Source organism: Massilia sp. Bi118 (assembly GCF_918697865.1).
Classification (GTDB): Bacteria; Pseudomonadota; Gammaproteobacteria; order Burkholderiales; family Burkholderiaceae_D; genus Telluria.
Genome location: NZ_CAKKMV010000012.1, coordinates 1 through 19,229 on the forward strand (window position 1 = coordinate 1; position 19,229 = coordinate 19,229).

Consider the following 19,229-nt stretch of genomic DNA (forward strand, 5'->3'; position numbering starts at 1 on the left):
AAGCGCTTGCACCCCTTGTCCGCGTTGTGTCGCTCGACACAACGATTGAACACAGCGCGTGGAAGACCCTTTAAAAGCGCCTGGAAAGTGGTTATCGTAGACATGGTTGCAGGTTTAGGTTGTGAGCATGAGAACTCAGGGTTTTAGTACCCTTAACCTTTACCTGCAACTCCTTTCCGATGGTCTACTACCAGCTCAACTGTCAATTATCTTGGACAGCAGTGCGCGCAGGCGGGAACCCAAGTTTGGTGGAGCTAAGGTAACGCACGCAGAACTTGGATTCCCGCCTGCGCGGGAATGACGAGGTATGTTGCATTTAGTGCAACGGCTCCAATCACCGCCTGCAATTCCCCCCAACAGCTACGCTATAATCATTTTCTTTATATAGCATGCTGCCCTCACACGCCCCTACGACATGAAATCCACCGAAATACGCGAAAAGTTCCTCAAATTCTTCGAGTCCAAAGGTCATACCATTGTCCGCTCGAGCCCGCTCGTGCCGGGCAACGACCCGACGATGTTGTTGACCAACAGCGGCATGGTGCAGTTCAAGGACGTGTTCTTGGGCCTGGATTCGCGTCCGTACAAGCGCGCCACCACCGTGCAGCGCTGCGTGCGCGCCGGCGGCAAGCACAACGACCTGGAAAACGTCGGCTACACCGCGCGCCACCACACCTTCTTCGAAATGCTGGGTAACTTCAGCTTCGGCGACTACTTCAAGCGCGACGCCATCAACTTCGCCTGGGAGCTGCTGACCAAGGTCTACGCGCTGCCGGCCGAGAAGCTGACCATCACCGTCTACTTCGAAGACGACGAAGCCTACGACATCTGGGCCAACGAAATCGGGGTGCCGAAAGAGCGCATCATCCGCATCGGCGACAACAAGGGCGCGCGCTACGCCTCCGACAACTTCTGGCAGATGGCCGACACCGGCCCCTGCGGTCCGTGCACCGAGATCTTCTACGACCACGGCGCCGACATCTGGGGCGGCCCTCCGGGCTCGCCGGAAGAAGACGGCGACCGCTTCATCGAGATCTGGAACTTAGTGTTCATGCAGTTCAACCGCGATGAATCCGGCGTCCTGACCCCGCTGCCGAAGCCTTCGATCGACACCGGCATGGGCCTCGAGCGCCTGGCCGCGGTGCTGCAGCACGTCCACTCGAACTACGAGATCGACCTGTTCCAGGCCCTGATCCGCGCTGCCGCCCGCGAAACCGGCACGACCGACCTCGAGTCGAAGTCGCTGCGCGTGATCGCGGACCACATCCGCGCCGCGTCCTTCCTGATCGTCGACGGCATCATCCCGAGCAGCGAAGGCCACGGCTACGTCCTGCGCCGCATCATCCGCCGCGCGCTGCGCCACGGCCACAAGCTGGGCCAGACGAAACCCTTCTTCTTCAAGCTGGTCGAAGACCTCGACATCGAAATGGGCGGCGCCTATCCGGAACTGCGCGAAGCGAAGGCCCGCGTGATGCAGGTGCTGAAGGCCGAGGAAGAGCGCTTTGGCGAGACCCTGGAAAACGGCATGAAGATCCTGGAAGCGCAACTCGCCAGGGATCCGCAGAACCTAGACGGCGCCACCGCCTTCACCCTGTACGACACCTATGGCTTCCCGCTGGACCTGACCGCCGACATCTGCCGCGAGCGCAACGTCACGCTGGACGAGGCAGGCTTTGCCGCCGCCATGGAGCAGCAGAAGAAGACCGCGCGCGCCGCCGGCAAGTTCAAGATGGCCGCCAACGTCGAGTACGCGGGCGAGAAGAACAAGTTCGTCGGCTATGACTCGCTGGTGCACAACAGCCACGTCGTCGCGCTGTACGCCGACGGCGTGAAGGTGGAGGAGCTGAAGGCCGGCCAGGACGGCATCGTGGTGCTGGACACCACCCCGTTCTACGCCGAATCCGGCGGCCAGGTCGGCGACAAGGGCCTGATCAAGGCCGGTAACGGTACCTTCGAAGTCGAAGACACCCTGAAGATCCAGGCTGACGTCTTCGGCCACCACGGCGTGCTGCAGTCGGGCTCCCTGAAAGTGGGCGACACGGTCGATGCGCAGGTCGATGAAGCCAAGCGCGCGCGCACCATCCGCAACCACTCGGCCACCCACCTGATGCACAAGGCGCTGCGCGAAGTGCTCGGCTCCCACGTCCAGCAGAAAGGCTCGCTGGTCGATCCGGACAAGACCCGCTTCGACTTCGCCCACAACGCCCCGCTGACCGCTGAAGAGATCGCGAAGGTCGAGCAGATCGTCAACGCCGAGATCCTGCAGAACCACCCGACCCAGTCGCACCACATGTCGATGGACGACGCCATCAAGCACGGCGCGATGGCCCTGTTCGGCGAGAAGTACGGCGACACCGTGCGCGTGCTGGACATCGGCTCCTCGAAAGAGCTGTGCGGCGGCGTGCACGTCACCCGCACCGGCGACATCGGCCTCTTCAAGATCGTCTCGGAAGGCGGCGTCGCCGCCGGCATCCGCCGCGTCGAGGCGGTGACGGGCGAGGGCGCACTGGCATGGGTGCAGGCGACCAGCCGCAAGCTCCAGGAAGCCGCGGCCAGCCTGAAGACCGGCCCGGACGAACTGCCGTCGCGCATCAACCAGGTGCAGGACCAGGTCAAGGCGCTGGAGAAGGAAGTCAACGCGCTGAAGTCGAAGCTGGCAGCGGGCCAGGGCGACGAGCTGGCCGGCCAGGCCGTCGAGATCAACGGCGTCAAGGTGCTGGCCGCGACCATGGAAGGCGCGGACGTCAACGCCCTGCGCGAGACCATGGACAAGCTGAAGGACAAACTGAAGACCGCCGCCATCGTGCTGGCCTCGGTGGCCGACGGAAAGGTCAGCCTGATCGCCGGCGTCACCAAGGACGCCACCGGCAAGGTCAAGGCCGGCGAGCTGGTCAACTTTGTCGCCCAGCAGGTGGGCGGCAAGGGCGGCGGCCGCCCGGACATGGCCCAGGCCGGCGGCACCGACGCTGCTGCGCTGCCGCAGGCGCTGGCCGGGGTGGCTGGCTGGGTGGGTGAGCGGGTTTAAATAGTTCGACCTACGTCGTCCCCGCGCAGGCGGGGACCCAAGTTTGCTTGCGCTAACGTAACGCAAACAGAACTTGGGTCCCCGCCTCCGCGGGGACGACGTTTATTGGGAACTTTCAGGCCAGTTCAAAGGAATACAGGAGAGCGTCGCGCGCACTCCCCCAATCCTTGAACCCTCACCTGGGAGACCCCCATGAAACGCCTGTCCCTTCTCGGCGCGGCGCTGCTCGCCTGCGCCCCCATCCACGCCGCCGACTTCAGCGGCAACTGGTCCCTCGACCGCACCCGCAGCACCAATCTCCCGCCTTACTACAGCCAGGTCACCACGCACCGCCTCAGCACGGCGCAGGACGGCAAACAACTCACGGTCGAGGTCGCCATCGAAGGCGCCAGGCCGGAGCCGGAGCAGGGCCGCTTCGTCTACCGCTTCGACGGCACGCCGACCACCGCCGTGACGCTGGTGCGCACGCCCGAAGGCCGCCAGGAGGCGCCGACCACCATGAAGGCCAGCATGGACGGCGCGGGACGGCTGCATGTCGATATCGTGCGCGAGTTCGGCCTGACCGGCGGCATTGTGCGGGGCCGCAGCAGCGAGGACTGGAGCCTGAGCCCGGACGGCCGGACGCTCACGGTTCGCCAGGCGCGGCCGAACATGGTGTCAAACCTGGTCTTCGTGAGGATGTAAAGTTCCTGTTCCTCGGATGTTCCATGAACTATAATAGTCGTTGTTAAAATGCAACGACAGGATGCGTCTTTTGGTGCGGTGCGTCATAATCCCGCAATTGGAGTACTATGCGGGAATCTGCCCCACTTACGCAGGCATATCGATGAGCGAAACCATACTTGATACCGGCACCATCGAGGTCCAGAAAGACCTCGATGCGCGTGGCTTGAACTGCCCGCTGCCTATCCTGAAGGCCAAGAAGGCCCTCGCCGAACTGACGAGCGGCGAAGTCCTGCGCATCGTCGCGACCGACACCGGTTCCGTGCGCGACTTCCAGGCCTTTGCCAAGCAGACCGGCAACGCGCTGCTGGCCCACACCCACATCAACGGCGAATTCACCTTCTGGCTGCGCCGCAAGTAAGCGCGCCTTACCGGACGGGGCAGGGCGGCAGCGGCCCCGTATGACATCAGATTGAACAGACAAGCTTCCCGTAAAATTAGGGGATTTCTTCTACCTGAAAAACGCACGATCGTGCTTTAATTCTGTGTTGAAGCAGTTTTGCTCTTATAATTCGGATCATTTTTAGTCAGTCACTCATTCCATTTTTCAAAGGCCCACTATGAAAGTCCTGGTACCCGTCAAACGCGTGGTCGACTACAACGTCAAGGTCCGCGTCAAGTCCGACGGCAGCGGCGTCGATATCGCCAACGTCAAAATGTCGATGAACCCGTTCGACGAGATCGCGCTGGAAGAGGCGACTCGCCTGAAGGAAGCCGGCAAGGTCACCGAGATCGTGGCCGTGACCTGCGGCGTGACCCAGGCCCAGGAAACCCTGCGTACCGGCATGGCCATCGGCGCCGACCGTGGCATCCTGGTCGAGACCGGCGCCGAGATCGAGCCACTGGGCGTGGCCAAGGTGCTGAAGGCCCTGGCCGACAAGGAACAGCCGCAGCTGATCATCCTGGGCAAGCAGGCAATCGACGACGACTCGAACCAGACCGGCCAGATGCTGGCGGCGCTGCTGGGCTGGCCGCAAGCGACTTTCGCCTCGAAAGTCGTGCTGGAAGACGGCAAAGTGACCGTGACCCGCGAAGTGGACGGCGGCCTGGAAACCGTGGCACTGACCCTGCCGGCCATCGTCACCACCGACCTGCGCCTGAACGAGCCGCGCTACGTGACGCTGCCGAACATCATGAAGGCCAAGAAGAAGCCGCTCGAGACCATCAAGCCGGAAGACCTGGGCGTCGACGTGACCCCGCGCCTGAAGACGCTGAAAGTGTCGGAGCCGGCCAAGCGCTCGGCCGGCATCAAGGTCCCGGACGTGGCGACCCTGGTGGCCAAGCTGCGTACCGAAGCCAAAGTCATCTAATACAGAATCGAGAATAGGGAACATCATGGTCGCACTCGTTATTGCTGAACACGACAACGCCTCGCTGAAGGGCGCCACCCTGAACACCGTGACCGCTGCCGCCCAGTGCGGCGGCGAGGTGCACGTGCTGGTCGCCGGCGCCGGCTGCTCGCTTGTGGCCGAGCAGGCCGCGAAGATCGCAGGCGTTAGCAAAGTGCTGGTCGCCGATGCGCCGCACTTCGCCGACGGCCTGGCCGAAAACGTCGCCGAGCAGATCCTGGCGGTTGCAGGTTCGTACTCGCACATCCTGGCCCCGGCCACCGCCTACGGCAAGAACATCCTGCCGCGCGTCGCCGCCAAGCTGGACGTGGCCCAGATCTCGGAAATCACCAAGGTCGATTCGCCCGACACCTTCGAGCGTCCGATCTATGCCGGTAACGCCATCGCCATCGTGCAGTCGGGCGACAAGGTCAAGGTCATCACCGTGCGCAGCACCGGCTTCGACGCCGCCGCAAGCGAAGGCGGTTCCGCTGCCGTGGAAGCCGTGTCGGCCGTCGCCGATTCGGGCAAGTCGTCCTTCGTGGGCCGCGAACTGGCCAAGTCGGACCGTCCGGAACTGACCGGCGCCAAGATCGTCGTCTCCGGCGGCCGCGGCATGGGCTCGGGCGACAACTTCAAGCTGCTCGAACCGCTGGCCGACAAGCTGGGCGCCGCCATGGGCGCCTCGCGCGCCGCCGTCGACGCCGGCTACGTGCCGAACGACTGGCAGGTCGGCCAGACCGGCAAGATCGTCGCCCCGACCCTGTACATCGCAGTCGGCATCTCGGGCGCCATCCAGCACCTGGCCGGCATGAAGGACTCGAAGACCATCGTCGCCATCAACAAGGACCCGGAAGCGCCGATCTTCTCGGTGGCCGACTACGGCATCGTGGGCGATTTGTTCGAGGTCGTGCCGGCGCTGGTCAAGGAACTGGGCTGATAGTTATACCGTCGTTCCCGCGAAGGCGGGAACCCAAGTTTGCCAGCATACTGACAGCTTCAATCGCTAGTAGTAAGCGCCGGACCTGGGTTCCCGCCTTTTTTGCAAGCGACGATTGACGTATACGTAAACGAAAGAACTAGGAGACCACGGTGAGCTACAACGCCCCCCTGAAAGACATGCTGTTCGTCGTGAACGAACTGGCCAACCTGGCCGAGATCAACCAGCTCCCCGGCTGCGAAGACGCGACCCCGGACACCGTCGAAGCGGTGCTGGAAGAGAGCGCGAAATTCTGCGGCGGCGTGGTCGCCCCGCTGAACCATGCCGGTGACAAGGAGCCGAGCTTCTGGCACGACGGCCAGGTCACCACCACCAAGGGCTTCAAGGAAGCCTTCCGCGGCTTCGCCGAAGCCGGCTGGCAGGGTGTGCAGCACCCGGCCGAATTCGGCGGCCAGGGCCTGCCGAAGCTGGTCGCGACCCCGTGCGTCGAGATGCTGCACGGCGCCAACCTGGCGTTCGCGCTCGTGGCCCTCCTGACCGACGGCGCCATCGAAGCGCTGCTGACCGCCGGCACCGAAGAACAGAAAGCCCGCTTCATCGAGCCGCTCATCTCCGGCAAGTGGACCGGCACCATGAACCTGACCGAGCCGCAGGCGGGCTCCGACCTGGCCGCCGTGCGCACCCGCGCCGTGCCGCAGGGCGACGGCACCTACAAGATCTTCGGCACCAAGATCTTCATCACCTACGGCGAGCATGACATGGCCGAGAACATCATTCACCTGGTCCTGGCGCGCACGCCGGACGCGCCCCCGGGCGTGAAGGGGATCTCGCTGTTCATCGTGCCGAAGTTCATGGTCAACGAAGACGGCTCGCTGGGCGAGCGCAACGACGCCCACTGCGTCTCGATCGAACACAAGCTGGGCATCAAGGCCAGCCCGACCGCGGTCCTGCAGTTCGGCGACAACGGCGGCGCCATCGGCACCCTGGTCGGCGAAGAGAACCGCGGCCTCGAGTACATGTTCATCATGATGAACGCGGCCCGCTTCGGCGTCGGCATGCAGGGCGTCGGCCTGGCGGAACACGCCTACCAGCAGGCGGTGGCTTTCGCCAAGGAGCGCGTGCAGTCGCGCGCCGTCGAAGGTTCGAGCGGCCCGGTCGCCATCATCAACCACCCGGACGTGCGCCGCATGCTGATGTCGATGCGTTCGCAGACGGAAGCTGCGCGCGCGCTGGCCTACGTGGGCGCGGCCTACAGCGACCTGGCCCACAGCCACCCGGATGAAGCGACCCGCAAGGCCAACCTGGCGATCTACGAATACCTGGTCCCGGTCATCAAGGGCTGGTCGACCGAGATGTCCGAGAACGTCGCGCGCGACGGCGTGCAGGTGCACGGCGGCATGGGCTTCATCGAAGAGACCGGCGCGGCCCAGCACTACCGCGACGCCAAGATCCTGACCATCTACGAAGGCACCACCGCGATCCAGGCCAACGACCTGGTCGGCCGCAAGACGGCGCGCGACGGCGGTGCGGTGGCGAAATCGGTCATTGCTCAAGTGCGCGCTACGGAAGCTCAATTGAGCGAGCAGCAGGGCGCGGATTTTGCCGCGATCCGCGAGCAGCTGGCGGCCGGCAGCGCCGCACTCGAGCAGGTGGTCGACTTCGTGGTGGCCAACACCAAATTGGACCCGCGCGCCGTGTTCGCCGGCAGCGTGCTCTACCTGAAGCTGGCCGGCATCGTGCTGGGCGGCTGGCAGATGGCGCGCGCGGCGCTGGTGGCGCAGCAGAAGCTGGAAGCGGGCGAGGGCGATGCCGCCTTCTACCGCGCCAAGATCGGTACTGCGCGCTTCTTCGCCGACCACGTGCTGTCCGGCGCGGCCGGCCTGCGCCATGCGATCGTCGACGGCAGCGCCGGTGTGCTGGCGCTGGAGGTCGAGCAGTTCTGATTGAGCTGGCAGCGTAGGCGCTGCATTCTCGATACAAGGGCAGCCTGCGGGCTGCCTTTTTTCATTGCGTCGCCGCGCACTTGAGCTTTCTTAAACTTGAGCTCAACCCGTGCCGCATAGAATCAGCTCATCCGCATTCACCTGAGGAGCGAGCATGATTTCCATGAAGCCGAGACGTGTGTTGCAGATGACGATGACCCTGGCGGTGCTGTCCGCGCTTGCCGCCTGCGGCGGTGGCGGCGATGATTCCTCCTATACGCCTGTCCCCGATCCGCAGACCCCGACCTCGCCGACGGGGCCGACGGGGCCGACCACCCCGACCAATCCGCCGACCGACCCGGCGCCGCCCGACGAGATCGTCGTGAGCCTCGCCGATGCCTGGTCGGACATCGGGCTCACCATCAGCACCAGCGTGCGGACCTGGCCCGACTGGGTCGGCACCGGCCAGCCCGTCGACGGCGTCGGCTGCGCAAAGAACGAGAACTACCACATCCACACGCTGCTCACGATCTACCGCGACCGCGCCCGCCTGGCGATGCCGGACATGGTAGGCCGCAGCGGCTGCACCTACGAGCTGCACACCCACGATGCCTCGGGCGTCATCCACATCGAGACCGACGTGCCGAAGAAGTTCATGCTGAGCCAGTACTTCTCGCTATGGCGCCAGCCCTATACCGGCAGCAATATCGCCGGGCTGAGCGGACCTTTCCGCTTCTATCTGATCGAGGGCGGCAAGCTCACGCGCTACGTCGGCGACCCGATGGCGATCGAGCTGAAGGCCTACCGCGAAATCGTGATCCTGAGCGGAAAGAATCCGCCACCGGTGCTGCCGAAATATCGGTGGACACCAGGATTATGAATCAGCCGTAAGCGCCGCCTGTCCACAATAAGTCGAACAGGCGCGACAGCATCGCAATGACGCTGGTCGCGCCCACCAGCATGGTCAGCACCAGCAGCACCGCCAGGATCCAGTGCGAGTGCGATTTGCGGCTGGATGCCGGGTTGAATTTTGCATCCCATTTCTCGTCCGGCGTCAGGCCGATGACCAGCGCCTCGATGAAGCCGACGATGCAGGAGATGAAGATCGGCAGCAGGGTCCAGAAGGGATTCGGCGCGTGGCCGATGCCGTAGATCATGCCGGCCACCGGCAGGCTGCAGATGTGCAGCAGGCCGAGGCGGTCGACGCAGCCCCTGAGGTAGAAGCGGTGGACGCCGAGGCCGCCGACGGCGAAGGCGAGGGCGGTGGCGAGGGTCTTGTTCTTGTGGTTCGACATCGACTGCTGAGCTCGGCTGGCTGTTGTGAAAAGGAAAGATCGCAGTATGGTCGAAATCGGCCGGCGGGGCAGCATTTTTCGTGGTTTTCGGCGGCATTCCCGGGGCGGGGAAGCGCCTTCACTGTGGCGTTGTTGGGAAAAATAGGCGATAATGCTGGATTCGGCCGGTCTGCGCGCCGGGTTTTTGGTTTTTTGACAAATGCTTGCTGAGGCACGGCGCGGCGCGCTATAATCGTCGGCTTTCTCCGTCCAGCACAATTTTTTGGAAATATTATGGTCGTTATTCGTTTAGCTCGTGGTGGTGCCAAGAAGCGCCCGTTCTACAACATCGTTGCAACCGATTCGCGCAACCGTCGCGATGGCCGTTTCATCGAGCGCATCGGCTTCTACAACCCGATGGCATCGGGCAAGGAAGTTGGCCTGAACATCACCGCTGACCGTCTGGCCTACTGGCAAGGCGTTGGCGCACAACTGTCGCCGACCGTTGCTCGCCTGGTCGCTGGTCAGAAAGCCGCTGCTTAATAAGCACAAAAGGTTTTACTGGTTTGACCGATTCAGCAGCAATTCCTGACGACCTGGTACAGGTCGGACACATCACCGGCGCCTACGGGCTCCGGGGCGGCATCCGCGTCACGCCCTACTCGGCCGACGCCGATGCGCTGCTGAACGTGAAAACCTGGTGGCTCGACAAGCCGGCGCTGCATCCCGTCAAGGTACGCAGCGCGAAGTACCATAGTGGCGATGTTACTGCCACCCTGGTCGATGTCACCGACCGCAACGTGGCCGAGGCGCTCAAGGGCGCAACGGTGCAGGTGTCGCGGGCGGAATTTCCGGCGCTGCCGGAAGATGAATACTACTGGTCCGACCTGATCGGACTGGATGCCGTGAACCTGCAGGGCGAAGCCCTCGGCAAGGTCGCCGACATGATGAGCAACGGTCCGCAATCGATCCTGCGCATCGTGCCTGTTCCCGAGGCCGATGCACCCGAGGCGAAGCTTGAAGAGCGCCTGGTGCCGTTCGTGGACCAGTTCGTCAAGACCGTCGACCTCAAGGCAAAGCTGATCACCCTGGACTGGGGCCTGGATTTTTAACGCGATGCAGTTCGACGTCGTGAGCTTGTTTCCGGAGATGTTCGCCGCACTGACGCAGTCGGGCGTGACCCGCCGCGCGCACGAACAGGGCCTGTGGAAGCTGTCGATCTGGAATCCGCGCGATTTCACCCAGGACCGCCACCGCACCGTGGACGATCGCCCGTATGGCGGCGGCCCCGGCATGGTGATGCTGGCCAAGCCGCTGGAAGCGACGATTGCCGCGGCCAGGCAGCGCCAGGTCGACATGGGTTTGCCGCCGCCGCGCGTCGTGTTCATGTCGCCGCAAGGCAAGCCGCTGACGCATGAGCGCGTGATGGCGCTGAAGGACGAGCCCGGCCTGGTCCTGCTGTGCGGACGCTACGAAGCGGTCGACCAGCGCCTGCTGGACCGCTGCGTCGACGAGGAGATTTCCCTCGGCGACTTCGTGCTGTCCGGCGGCGAACTGCCGGCGATGGCGCTGATGGACGCCGTGGTGCGGAACCTGCCTGGCGCGCTGGGCGACGAAGCCTCCGCAGTCGAGGACAGCTTCGTCAACGGACTGCTGGATTCGCCGCATTACACGCGTCCGGAAGTCTACGAAGACGTGGCCGTGCCCTCCGTGCTGATGGGTGGCAACCACGCAGAGATCATGAAGTGGCGCCGCCGGCAGCAGCTGGAAGCGACCGCGAAGAAACGGCCCGATCTGCTGGACAAGGCGCGCAGCGCCGGTCAGCTGAGCAAGGCCGACGAGAAGTTTCTGGCAGAGCTGGACAAGCCTGTCGAATAGAATTCGCACCGTGTTGGTGTGAAAACGGGCGTAAAACCCCGTATGTTTTAATCCCATCCTCTACTGGGCAACGCATCAAAAGCTATATTTGCAGCGCCAGCAAGATGGTCATTGGAGTCACAAAATGAATCTGATTCAGCAACTCGAGCAAGAAGAGATTGCGCGCCTCGGCCGCAACATCCCTGATTTCGCACCGGGCGACACCGTTGTCGTCAGCGTCAACGTCGTCGAAGGCAACCGCAAGCGCGCCCAGGCATACGAAGGCGTGGTCATCTCGCGTCGTAACCGCGGCCTGAACTCGAACTTCATCGTTCGTAAGATCTCGTCGGGCGAAGGCGTCGAGCGTACCTTCCAGCTGTACTCGCCGCTGATCGCTTCGATCGAAGTGAAGCGTCGTGGTGATGTGCGCCGTGCGAAGCTGTACTACCTGCGTGAGCGTTCGGGCAAATCGGCACGTATCAAAGAGAAACTGCCGACCCGCAAGACCGCCGCTGCCGCTCAGTAATTGCGCCAGTAGCATGGAAAAGGCATCCGAACGGATGCCTTTTTCTTTTTGGAGCCCTTTTTGGCAAAACTGCATCTCGATCCCCAGCGTCTCCCCATCGACGCGATCGCCGGCGAAGCCGCGCTGCCGCCCGAGCGCCTGCAGGCGGCCTGGCTGCGCGAGCGCCTGGCGCGCCCCAGTGCGTGGGAACCCGAGCTGCCGGAAGACATGCGCGAGCGCTTTCCCAAGCTGCGCCGCGCCGCCGTGCTGGTGCCCATCGTCCAGCGCCCTGAGGGCCTGACGGTCCTGCTGACCCAGCGCACCGCCCACCTGAACAATCACGCCGGCCAGATCAGCTTCCCCGGCGGCAGCGCCGAAGAACTGGATTCCTCGTCCATCGAGACCGCGCTGCGTGAAACCGAGGAAGAGATCGGCCTGGCGCGCCGCCACGTCGAAATCATCGGCGTGCTGCCCGAACACCTGACCGCTTCCGCCTACCTGGTGACGCCGGTGGTCGGCCTGGTCACGCCGCCCTTCGAGCTCATCGCGGAATCGAACGAGGTGGCCGAGATCTTCGAAGTGCCGCTGGCCTTCCTGATGAACGGCATGAACCACCAGCGCATGTCCTTCGAACTGCCGGAAGGGGCAGGGCGCCGCAGCTTCTACGCCATGCCCTACGAGCGCTTCTTCATCTGGGGCGCGACGGCGGGCATGCTGCGCAACCTGTTCCACCTCCTGCGAGCCTGACGTTGCTTCAAACGGTCCTCTGCGCTATCGTAGCGGGCAAATGAAGTAAAGCAACAACAAAGGAACGCAATGACCTTCTTTTCCATCCTGTGCGCGCTGCTCATCGAGCAGCTGAAGCCCCTGCGCGCAGATAACCAGATCTACGCCGAGATCAAGCGCTTCGCCATGCGCATCGAAGCCTGGTTCAACGCGGGCCAGGTGAGCCACGGCCGCCTTGGCTGGTTCCTGATGATGGGCTGCCTGATGGTCCCGACCGCCGTCATCTACTGGGTGCTGATGTACTACGGCTGGGTGTTCGCGGCCTTCGCCTGGAACATCCTGATCGTCTACCTGACCCTGGGCTTCCGCCATTACAGCCACTACTTCACCTCGATCCAGTTCGCGCTGAACGCCGGCGACGAGGCCACCGCGCGCACGCTACTGGCCGAGTGGACCCGGATCGACACGGTCGGCATGGACGGCACCGAGATCGCCCGCCTGGCCGTCGAAAAGTCCCTGATCACCACGCACCGCAATGTGTTCGGCGTGTTCTTCTGGTTCCTGATGCCGCTGGGCCCGGCCTGCGCGGTGATGTACCGCGTCTCCGAATACCTGGCGCGCGCCTGGAACGAACCCGACCACATGCGCAACGAAGCCTTCGGCCAGTTCGCCGCCCGCGCCTTTTACTGGATCGACTGGATCCCGGTGCGCCTGACGGCGATCGCCTTTGCCGTGGTCGGCAATTTCGAGGACGCCATCTACGCCTGGCGCAATTTCGCCGGCCGCTGGGCCGACGAGTCCAGGGGCATCATCCTCGCAGCCGGCGGCGGCGCCATGGGCGTGCGGCTGGGCTCGCCGATCGAGACCGCGCCGCGCATCGTGCCGATGGACGCGGCCACGGTCGACCTCTCCGATAGCGAAGCCGATGTGCTGCCGGGCGAGGAACCGAACGTGCGCGCACTCCAGAGCACCGTCGGCCTGGTCTGGCGCGCGCTGTTATTATGGATGCTGCTCCTGCTCCTGCTTTCCGGCGCGGTTTTGCTTGGTTGAGCTTCCCCCGGATAAGGACGGTTTTAAGCGCGTTCGACAAACGTTCAGGGCAAGGCGCACGGTCGAAGACAGTACGCAAGTACGGCGAGACCGTGCAACGCCGCCATGGACGTTTGTCGAGCGCGCTGTAAAGCTTCGTCCCAGGTCTTCTATAAGATATAATACTGGGGTTGTTCTCATCCACGCCTCATGTTTCAGTAAGCAGCACTATGGCCGATTTACCGCAAACCGGGAAAGAACACGCCGACGAATTCTTCATTCTCGGCGTTACAAGCAAGGGTCGGCAGTTCCGTCCGAGTGACTGGGCCGAGCGCCTGTGCGGTGTCATGTCGTGCTTCCGTCCGGAGGGCAGCGGCGGCCGCAATGCCCACCTGCAGTTTTCGCCTTACGTGCACCCGACCGTCGTCAACGGCGTCAAGTCTGTCGTGGTCAACAATGCCCTCAAGCGCGTCGAACCCCTGGCTTACCACTTCGTGGTGAATTTCGCCAAGGACAACGACTTGCAGGTGGTGGATGCCTGCTACGTTCCCCCTCCAGGCGAAACGAAGCCGTCCGCCTGATCGCTCCCACGGCTTTGATTCATGTCAAAGCCGTTTTGCCTTCCAGCGTTAGCGTAACTCCTTGACCACGGGGAGGCGGCCATGGAAGTCGGCAAGCTCAGCACCACAGATACCATCTGCTGCTCGCGCGACGAAAGCGTGCAGGGCGCAGCCTTCCTCATGCGCAAGCACCATGTCGGCGACCTCGTCGTGGTCGAGGAGCCGGACGGCGAGCGCATTCCTATCGGCATCGTCACCGACCGTGACATTGTCGTGTCCGTCATCGCCCTCGGCCTCGATCCGCTCGGCCTGCAGGTGGGCGACATCATGACCGACGACCTGCTGACGGCCGGCGAGAACGACGACGTCTACGCCACCATCGAACGCATGCGCCTGCGCGGCATCCGGCGCGTGCCGGTCGTGACCGACAGCGGGGCGCTGGCCGGCATCGTCAGCGCCGACGACCTGCTGACCTTCCTGGCCGAGGAGATGGAAGAGCTGTCGCGCATCAGTCCCTACCAGCAGCAGCACGAGAAGCGGGCGCGGCAGTAGTCGCGGATTGCATCGTGCCGGCCTCATAGAATTGCAACTAACCGACAAGGAAGGCGACGGAAAGCAGAAACCCGGTAAGCCAGCCCTAAGCCGGCCTCTGTTACCATGCTGTGCCGCCACGCAACGCCTGCGTGGCATCACACAGACACACGGGGTGACATGAGCACGAGCTTCCTGCAGCGCGGCGCGGCCGCATACGTAATCGCCGGCGGCCTGGCCCTGGTGGCCAGCGGCCCGGCCTGGTCCCAGAAAGCGCCGGCGCAGACCGCTGCCGCCTTGCCCTCAGGGGTAGTGCAGGGCCCGTCGGCCGAAGGCATCACCGAATACCGCTTGCCGAACGGCCTGAAAGTGCTGCTGTTCCCGGACTCCTCGCGCCCGACGGTGACCGTCAACGTGACTTACCTGGTCGGCTCGCGTCACGAGAACTACGGCGAGACCGGCATGGCGCACCTGCTCGAACACCTGATGTTCAAGGGCGCGGCGAAACACCGCGACATCGTGACCCAGTTTTCAAGCCGCGGCATGCAGTATAACGGCACCACCTCGCTGGACCGCACCAATTACTACGAGGTGTTCCAGGCTTCGCCGGAGAATCTGCAGTGGGCGCTGGAGATGGAAGCCGACCGCATGACCCATTCCTTCATCGCCAAAAAGGACCTGGATTCCGAGATGACGGTCGTGCGCAACGAGTACGAGAACGGCGAGAACTCGCCCGGTTCCGTGCTGATGAAACGCATGCAGAGTGTCGCCTACGACTGGCACGCCTATGGCCGCTCGACCATCGGCAACAAGAGCGACATCGAGAACGTCCGGATCAAGAACCTGCAGGACTTTTATCACACCTATTACCAGCCGGATAACGCCGTGCTGCTGGTGGCCGGCAAGTTCGACCCGAACCAGACCCTGCGCTCGATCAGCAAGCTGTTCGGCGCGATTCCCAAGCCCAAGCGCACGCTGCCGGAGTTCTGGACCGTCGAGCCGACCCAGGATGGCGAGCGCAGCTTCACGGTGCGGCGCCAGGGCGACGTCCAGATCGTGGCGGTGGCCTATCACGTGCCGTCCGGCCTGCACGACGACAGCGACGTGCTGAGCTTCTCCTCGAGCATCCTCGGCGACGTGCCGACCGGCCGCCTGCACAAGCTACTGGTCGACACCGGCAAGGCCAGCCAGGTGTTCGCCTTCGGCCAGACCGGCTACGCGCCCGGCCTGCAATTCTTCGGCGCCGTGGTCAAGAAGGGCGAGCCGCTCGAACCCGTGCGCGCCGCGCTGACCGAGGCGGTCGAAAGCTTCGCCCAGCACCCGCCCAGCGCGGAAGAGATGGAGCGGACCAAGCGCAGCTACCTGAACAGCTTCGAGCGCAGCCTGAACGATCCGCAGCAGGTGGGCGTGGCGCTGTCGGAGACGATTGCGCTGGGCGACTGGCGCCTGTTCTTCGTCGGCCGCGACAAGGTCGAGAAGATCACGGCGCAGCAGGTCGCAGAAGCCTCAGGCCGCTACTTCAGGCGCGACAACCGCATTACCGGCAGCTTCCTGCCCGAGGACAATCCGCAGCGCGCCGTGGTGCCGCCGGCGCCGAGCGTGGAAAGCCTGTTGAAGGACTTCAAGCCGCAAGCCTCGAACCTGAGCGCCGAGGACTTCGAGCCCAGCCAGGCCAACATCATGAAGCGCACCACGCTCACCACGGCCGGCGGGGTCAAGCTGGCCCTGCTGCCAAAGAAGAACCGCGGCCAGACCGTCACGGTGGACCTGCGCCAGCACTTTGGCGACGAACAGAACCTGTTCGGCAAGGGCGCGGTGCCGGGCCTGAGCTCGGCCATGCTGATGCGCGGCACCACCAGGTACGACCGCGTGCAGTTGGCCGACGCCTTCGAGAAGCTGAAGGTGGCGGGCGGCCTGACCCACTTCCAAACCACGCGCGAGAACCTGCCCGCGGCGCTGAAGCTGGTGGCCCATGTGCTGAAGGAACCGAGCTTCCCGGCGGCCGAATTCGAGCAGCTGCGCCAGCAGTCGCTGGTGGCCCTGGAAGCCAGCCGCGCCGAGCCGTCCAGCCTCGCCTCGCGCGCGCTGAACGAACACTTCGACATCTATCCGAAGGGCGATATCCGTCACGAAACCACGCTGGACGAGGACATCGCCGACCTGAAGGGCGCAACCCTGGACCAGGTCAAGGCCTTCCACCGCGACTTCTACGGCACCAATCCGGCCGAGCTGGCCATCGTCGGCGACTTCGACGCCAGGGAGATCGTCCCCCTGGTCGACCAGCTGTTCGGGCAGTGGAAGGCGCCCATGCACGTGGCGCCTGTGCTACGCAAGAACGGCGACATCAAGCCCATACATCAAACGTTGAACACGCCGGATAAAGAGAACGGGTTCTACGCGGCGCGTATGAATCTCGACCTGAACGTCGACGATCCCGACTATCCGGCGCTGATGCTGGCCGACTATATTTTCGGCGGTGGCGGCGGCTTGAAATCGCGCCTGATGGACCGCATCCGGCAGAAGGAGGGCCTGTCCTATGGCGGCGGCACCCAGCTGTCGGCGGGTGAGATGGACCGTGCCGGCATGTTCGGCATCAGCGCCATCGCCGCGCCGCAGAACCTGGCCAAGGTCGATGTCGTCGTACGCGAGGAACTGGCGCGCGCGCTCAAGGAAGGCTTCACGGCGGCGGAACTCGCCGGCGCCAAATCCGGTCTCATGCAGCAGAGGGTGCAGAACCGCGCCGATGACGGCACGCTGGCGGCCGGCTGGACCTCCTACATGTACCGCGACAAGACCTACGAATGGTCGGCCGATTTCGAGAAACGCATGATGGCGGTCACGCTGCCGCAGCTGAACGCTGCCTTCCGCAAGGCCATCGACCCGGCCAAACTGTCGGTCGTGATGGCAGGCGACCAGGCGAAAGCGAAGCCGGCGCGCTGAAAAACGCACGAATGCAACACTCAGCCGTTCAATATTTCAAGAAAACGGCTGAGAAAATTGGACGATGCCCGGCGCGGGCGCTATGATGTTGCCTGCTGGAAGTGTTTCTGGCAGGCAGCAAACATTGCGTCGAGATATTGCAAAGGAAGCATCATGAAGGGCATGACCAAACAACCGCCGAGCGGGATTTCATATGCCGGCAAGGTTGTGCTGGTGACGGGCGCCGCAAGCGGCATCGGACGCGCGGTGGCGCTGGCATTCGGGCGCGCGGGCGCCTGCGTCGTCGTTGCCGACAATTCGGTTGACGGCGGCCACATGACGGCAGCGTTGATCGTCGAAGCCGGCGGCAAGGCGCTGTTTGTTAAAACAAATGTAACTGCCGTCGCCGAGGTCGAAGCACTGGTCGACAAGGCGGTGTCGCATTACGGCCGCATCGACGTCGCCGTCAACGGCGCCGGCACCGAGGAAGAATCGCTGCCGCTGGCCGAAGGCGAGGACGAACAGTTCGACCGCATCATGAACGTCAACGTCAAGGGTGTCTGGCTGTGCATGAAGAGCCAACTGCGCCAGATGCTGAAGCAGGAAGGCGGCGGCGTGATTTGCAACGTGGCCGATGCCGGCGGCCTGGTGGCGGCGCCGAACCGCGCCATCTATTCCGCTTCCAAGCATGCCGTGGTGGGCCTGACCAAGACGGCGGCGGTCGAATACGCCAAGTCGGGCATCCGCGTGAACAGCCTGTGCCCCGGCGCCGTGAAGACGCCGATGCTGGCGCGCATGCTCGAACGCGAGCCGGGCCGCGACAAGAAACTGAAGGCGGCGCACCCGATGGGCCGCATTGCCGAGCCGGCGGAAGTGGCCAGCGCGGCGCTGTGGCTGTGCTCGGAGCAGGCGTCCTTCGTGACCGGCCACCAGCTGGCCATCGATGGCGGTTTGACCGCGATGTAATTGCAGCCGGGACGCGGGCGCCCCGTGCCCGCGCACTACACGGCGCTCAACTCCGCCACGAAATCGTACATGTCGCCGCGGAAGTAAGACCGGCAAAACTCCACCGCCTGCCCATCCGGCAAAAAGCCCAGCCGCTCCACGCATAGCCCGGCATCGCCTTCCTTCGACTGCAGCAGCTTCGCCTGCTCGGCATTCAGCAGCAGCGCCGACAGCCGCTGCAGCGCGCGTACCGGGCGCTTGCCGGCCGCTTCCAGCGCTTCGTACATCGAGGTGCCGACGGCGTCCAGCGAGGGCAGGGCGGAGGCGGCGATGGTCGCGTATTCCAGGCACATCGGCATGTCGTCGGCGTAGCGGATGCGGTTGAAGCGGTAGACGGCGGCGCCCGGCGACAGGTTCAGGCGCATGGCCTCGTCCGGCGTCACCAGTCCCTCCGAGCGCTTGAGCCAGACGCTGCGCGGCGTGCGTCCGCGCGAGCGCATGTCCTCCGAGAAGGAGGTCAGCTTGGCGAAGTTCTTTTCGATGCGCGTGTTGATGAAGTTGCCCGAGCCCGGGCGGCGTACCAGCAGGCCTTCTTCCACCAGCCCGTCGATCGCTTTGCGCACCGTGATGCGCGAAATGTCCAGCTCGGACGCCAGCTGGCGCTCGGCCGGCAGGGCTTCGGCCGGGCCGTAGACGCCGCGGTCGATCGCTTCGCGCAGGGCGCGCTGCAGCTGCTGGTACAGCGGCAGGTTGCTGGTGGCGGAGAGGTGGTGCATCAACTGCGACAAAGAGGACATGCGGCGGAGCGCCTAACAAAGCCGCCATGGCGGCGTTGCACCGTCTCGCCGTACTAGCGTACTGTCTTCGACGGTGCGCCTTGCCCTGGAGGCTTTGTTAGACGCTCTAAAGTTTAATGAGACGCTGATAATACCAAAAACGGACCGC

General features: G+C 64.0%; 19 protein-coding genes. 17 read left to right on the forward strand and 2 right to left on the reverse strand.

Annotated features, from left to right (window positions below; all coding sequences use genetic code 11):
- Positions 1–415 precede the first annotated feature (415 nt).
- The 7 genes from alaS (at position 416) to LQV39_RS17830 (ending at position 8,818) form a co-directional block, all read left to right on the forward strand.
- Positions 416–3,025 (forward strand): alanine--tRNA ligase, encoded by a 2,610-nt coding sequence (gene alaS / locus LQV39_RS17800; RefSeq protein ID WP_230027480.1) that lies wholly within the window; start codon positions 416–418, stop codon positions 3,023–3,025.
- A 192-nt stretch (positions 3,026–3,217) separates the two neighbouring features.
- On the forward strand, positions 3,218–3,709 hold the full coding sequence (locus LQV39_RS17805) for a hypothetical protein (protein ID WP_230027481.1): 492 nt from the start codon (positions 3,218–3,220) through the stop codon (positions 3,707–3,709).
- 172 nt (positions 3,710–3,881) lie between these two features.
- A complete protein-coding gene (locus LQV39_RS17810; protein ID WP_230027656.1) occupies positions 3,882–4,109 on the forward strand; it encodes a sulfurtransferase TusA family protein in 228 nt (75 codons plus the stop codon).
- Between the two features lie 199 nt (positions 4,110–4,308).
- Entirely contained in the window at positions 4,309–5,058 is a 750-nt protein-coding gene (locus LQV39_RS17815; RefSeq protein ID WP_230027482.1) for an electron transfer flavoprotein subunit beta/FixA family protein, read from the forward strand.
- Positions 5,059–5,083: 25 nt separating this feature from the next.
- Positions 5,084–6,016, forward strand: coding sequence for an electron transfer flavoprotein subunit alpha/FixB family protein (locus LQV39_RS17820; protein WP_230027483.1), 933 nt, complete (start codon positions 5,084–5,086; stop codon positions 6,014–6,016).
- Between the two features lie 152 nt (positions 6,017–6,168).
- A complete protein-coding gene (locus LQV39_RS17825) occupies positions 6,169–7,959 on the forward strand; it encodes an acyl-CoA dehydrogenase (protein ID WP_230027484.1) in 1,791 nt (596 codons plus the stop codon).
- A 163-nt stretch (positions 7,960–8,122) separates the two neighbouring features.
- Entirely contained in the window at positions 8,123–8,818 is a 696-nt protein-coding gene (locus LQV39_RS17830; protein ID WP_230027485.1) for a hypothetical protein, read from the forward strand.
- Between the two features lies 1 nt (position 8,819).
- On the opposite strand, the gene LQV39_RS17835 is transcribed toward LQV39_RS17830, so the two are convergent.
- Positions 8,820–9,233, reverse strand: a complete 414-nt coding sequence (locus LQV39_RS17835; RefSeq protein ID WP_230027486.1) for an NINE protein — start codon at positions 9,231–9,233, stop codon at positions 8,820–8,822.
- A 273-nt stretch (positions 9,234–9,506) separates the two neighbouring features.
- Between LQV39_RS17835 and rpsP the strand changes: the two genes are divergently transcribed.
- The 10 genes from rpsP to LQV39_RS17885 all read left to right on the forward strand — a co-directional run bounded on the left by rpsP (position 9,507) and on the right by LQV39_RS17885 (position 18,305).
- Positions 9,507–9,755 carry a 30S ribosomal protein S16 gene (rpsP, locus tag LQV39_RS17840; RefSeq protein ID WP_230027487.1) on the forward strand — a complete coding sequence of 83 codons (249 nt, stop codon included), beginning with the start codon at positions 9,507–9,509 and terminating at the stop codon, positions 9,753–9,755.
- A 23-nt stretch (positions 9,756–9,778) separates the two neighbouring features.
- On the forward strand, positions 9,779–10,324 hold the full coding sequence (gene rimM, locus LQV39_RS17845) for a ribosome maturation factor RimM (RefSeq protein WP_230027488.1): 546 nt from the start codon (positions 9,779–9,781) through the stop codon (positions 10,322–10,324).
- 4 nt (positions 10,325–10,328) lie between these two features.
- Positions 10,329–11,090: a tRNA (guanosine(37)-N1)-methyltransferase TrmD gene (trmD, locus tag LQV39_RS17850; RefSeq protein WP_230027489.1), complete on the forward strand. Its 762-nt coding sequence runs from the start codon at positions 10,329–10,331 to the stop codon at positions 11,088–11,090.
- Positions 11,091–11,214: 124 nt separating this feature from the next.
- The gene (gene rplS, locus LQV39_RS17855; protein ID WP_230027490.1) at positions 11,215–11,595 is read left to right on the forward strand and encodes a 50S ribosomal protein L19; all 381 of its coding nucleotides are present in this window, start codon (positions 11,215–11,217) and stop codon (positions 11,593–11,595) included.
- A 60-nt stretch (positions 11,596–11,655) separates the two neighbouring features.
- Positions 11,656–12,321 (forward strand): CoA pyrophosphatase, encoded by a 666-nt coding sequence (locus tag LQV39_RS17860; RefSeq protein ID WP_230027491.1) that lies wholly within the window; start codon positions 11,656–11,658, stop codon positions 12,319–12,321.
- Between the two features lie 69 nt (positions 12,322–12,390).
- A complete protein-coding gene (locus LQV39_RS17865) occupies positions 12,391–13,350 on the forward strand; it encodes a CobD/CbiB family protein (protein WP_230027492.1) in 960 nt (319 codons plus the stop codon).
- A 209-nt stretch (positions 13,351–13,559) separates the two neighbouring features.
- On the forward strand, positions 13,560–13,910 hold the full coding sequence (locus LQV39_RS17870) for a DUF3579 domain-containing protein (RefSeq protein ID WP_230027493.1): 351 nt from the start codon (positions 13,560–13,562) through the stop codon (positions 13,908–13,910).
- Positions 13,911–13,991: 81 nt separating this feature from the next.
- Complete coding sequence (locus tag LQV39_RS17875; RefSeq protein ID WP_230027494.1) at positions 13,992–14,441, forward strand: CBS domain-containing protein; 450 nt, start codon at positions 13,992–13,994, stop codon at positions 14,439–14,441.
- 159 nt (positions 14,442–14,600) lie between these two features.
- Positions 14,601–17,360 (forward strand): pitrilysin family protein, encoded by a 2,760-nt coding sequence (locus LQV39_RS17880; RefSeq protein ID WP_230027495.1) that lies wholly within the window; start codon positions 14,601–14,603, stop codon positions 17,358–17,360.
- Positions 17,361–17,522: 162 nt separating this feature from the next.
- Positions 17,523–18,305 carry an SDR family oxidoreductase gene (locus tag LQV39_RS17885; RefSeq protein WP_230027496.1) on the forward strand — a complete coding sequence of 261 codons (783 nt, stop codon included), beginning with the start codon at positions 17,523–17,525 and terminating at the stop codon, positions 18,303–18,305.
- Positions 18,306–18,340: 35 nt separating this feature from the next.
- Here LQV39_RS17885 and LQV39_RS17890 read toward each other — a convergent pair whose 3' ends face one another.
- Positions 18,341–19,081 (reverse strand): GntR family transcriptional regulator, encoded by a 741-nt coding sequence (locus LQV39_RS17890; protein WP_230027497.1) that lies wholly within the window; start codon positions 19,079–19,081, stop codon positions 18,341–18,343.
- Positions 19,082–19,229 lie beyond the last annotated feature (148 nt).